Below are 618 nucleotides of genomic sequence, written 5' to 3' on the forward strand. Positions count from 1 at the left end.
GCGTGACATCGGCGTCGTCAAGCTGGGGCAGCAGCGGGCTGGCCTGCCTGACCGGCCTGCCCGACGGGCCGCCCGACCCGCCAGCAGGCCGGCCGGGTCGATGGGGACGCCCGTCCCGCGGCGGATGGCCGTGGCCACCTCCTCGGCGCGGGCCAGCACGTTGGCCCTGGAGAAGTCGGGCGGCCCGTCGGGCAGGCCGGTCAGGCAGGCCAGCCCGCTGCTGCCCCAGCTTGACGACGCCGATGTCACGCCCACCATTGTGCGCGCGGCCGGGGCGCGCGACTCAGAAATGCAGCGCGTCGAACCGCCAGTCCAGCACCGGCCGGTCGGGCTCGCCCTCCGCATCGGCGACGGCGTAGACCACCGATCGCAGCCCCAGCACCCCGCCGTGCCCGGTCGGCCGCGCGGTCTCGACGTGCAGTTCGCTGTAGAGGGTGTCGCCCTCGTGCACCGGACCGGTGTGATCGCAGGACTGCCAACCCAGGACCGTCGCGAGGTTGGGCAGCAGCCTGCTGGCCTGCGCGAGCGCCAGCCCGATGGTGTGTCCGCCGTACACCAGCCGGCGCCCGCCGACCCGCGAATCGTGGTGTGTGGCAGCGATGTTCAGGGTGAGCCGGG

The 618-nt window shown here is 74.4% G+C and carries 2 pseudogenes; both read right to left on the reverse strand.

Annotated features, from left to right (window positions below):
- Nucleotides 1-258: pseudogene (locus A9X00_RS01970) on the reverse strand (CoA transferase); the annotation flags it as partial.
- Between the two features lie 25 nt (nt 259-283).
- Nucleotides 284-618, reverse strand: a pseudogene (locus A9X00_RS01975) (acyl dehydratase); the annotation flags it as partial.

It is taken from the genome of Mycobacterium sp. 1245805.9, from assembly GCF_001672915.1.
Taxonomy (GTDB): Bacteria; Actinomycetota; Actinomycetes; order Mycobacteriales; family Mycobacteriaceae; genus Mycobacterium.